At 31.9% G+C, this 1,800-nt stretch carries 1 protein-coding gene; it reads right to left on the bottom strand.

What is annotated here, in order from left to right; genetic code table 11:
- Nucleotides 1-81 precede the first annotated feature (81 nt).
- Nucleotides 82-1,524, bottom strand: a complete 1,443-nt coding sequence (locus A37S_RS0122465) for a sacsin N-terminal ATP-binding-like domain-containing protein (protein ID WP_028298879.1) — start codon at nt 1,522-1,524, stop codon at nt 82-84.
- Nucleotides 1,525-1,800 lie beyond the last annotated feature (276 nt).

Here is a 1,800-nt window from a genome sequence, read left to right as displayed (position 1 = left end):
AATCAAAATCGTTTTCCTTAATACTCATAATTACTATGTCAAAAATAATACTTCTATTTATTATCCTTGACACAGTTTATTTTACAGTCTCTTATTTTTTGTGAAAATGCTGAAATCAATTGCATTATACCAGTTCAAAAAATTAATTTCTTCTGGAGTTTTATTTGGTTTAAAGCCTGTAACTGATTTATAGAAACTAAGCAAAAATTGCAAATGAGTTTCTTTTTGCATCTCGTCCGCTGGAATGTATGGGAAAAGGGTGTCTTTTAAAAGAATTCTTTCCGAATAACTGTCCACAATTTTAGCGTTAAGTAATAAGTCTTTTATTTTATCAAGGATATTAGTTTTGTACCATGTTTTATCTGTTTCATTTTTCAAATGTATTGTTGGGCAATTCAATAGGTAAAAGCAATCTTTTACAGACTCATTTGAAACATGGGTAATTAGTTTGGAAAAAGCGACAACTGCATTTTTGATAATATTTCTATTCGGAACGTCATTATTGCTAAGGTTTATGCCATCTCGTTCATTTTTTGGAATAAATGACTTTGAATTAATTACAACAGGAAAACTAAAGTCTTCTGTTCCAATCATTGGCAAAGAGCAAAATAGTTTAGTTATACTTTTAGGATAAGGTAAAATCTTTCCTTGTTGAATATTCACTATTATTTCAGTTCCTTGTTCATTGAATATTTTAAGATTTATTTCTTCGGGTTCTTCATTTTCTTTTAACCCAATTGTTACAACGCTTACATCAACTGCATCAGTTGTTCTATTTTTTATTGAAAACCGTTTTGATTTTGATTGAAAAAAATCATTGCTCTGGTTGTCTATTGTTACAGATTGAACCTTGGGCATGAAAGCAAGAGTGTAGGGAAGTACATCGGTAACATATTCTAACCCTTTATTGACTATTTCTATTGGGTTTATATTGTCAAGATGAATAGTTAAATCGTATGTGAAAACTGTATTGAATTCTTTGGGATTATAATCTATGGTTTGGACATTTTGGTTAAGTTCTTTAGATGAATCTTGTATTGATTTTTTAAGAGCTTCTTTATCATTGTATTGAAGTCTATTTAAATCAAACTTAAACTTTGAATATGAATCTTGTATTCTTTCAGATTTAATTACACCTTCTACTGTGATTTTTGCTGAAAGAATATGTGTTGATATGAAGCCAGTTCCAAACTGTCCTATCATATCCTTATCTTTTAATTCTTCGCTGTCTTTTCCTGAATCAGGGGCAATTAAATTTTCTGTATCAATTGGTCTAAATGGGTTGCCGTTGTGCTTGAATATAATTTTGTTTTCTTGCAATTCTAAAATTATGTCAACTATGTCATTGTAGTCACTTGCATTTTGTAGAAGTTCCCAAAACCACCTCCTTTGTAAATCTAAAACGTTGCTGGGAATCGGTACTAACTTTTCAAGTAGTCTTTTAGCTGGTATATTTAATCTTTGTTGCTCTCTTGCTTCTTCTAATTCACAATGAATGTTTTGTTGTTGGAGATTCTCGTTCATTAGCTTGCTTTTAGAATAAGTGTTTTGCTGGTTAATTTATTGTTATCGGGTTTAATACTGTCGTGCATGACGCACAACGGGCCGCGTATTGGCGATGGGCGGGATTTTTAGTACTGTCGTTCAATCGAAGAACAGAAGCTGAATTTTGCACTTCCGTTGATACGAAGCCGTTCAGCCCGCCATTGCCAATACGATGTGCCTGTTGCACAACTCAAAAATATAAAAATATTTAGTATCTTGTCCTTATGCAAGGACGCAAAGAATTTACTCCACAGC

The organism is Olivibacter sitiensis DSM 17696, from assembly GCF_000427965.1.
In the GTDB taxonomy this organism is placed as follows: domain Bacteria; phylum Bacteroidota; class Bacteroidia; order Sphingobacteriales; family Sphingobacteriaceae; genus Olivibacter; species Olivibacter sitiensis.
Note: the sequence above shows the minus strand (reverse complement) of the source record. Positions and strands in the feature narration are given on the sequence as shown.

What these genes read in the sequence shown, in the direction of transcription:
- A37S_RS0122465 (WP_028298879.1), bottom strand. Translation starts at nt 1,524, where the DNA reads ATGAACGAGAATCTCCAACAACAAAACATTCATTGTGAATTAGAAGAA.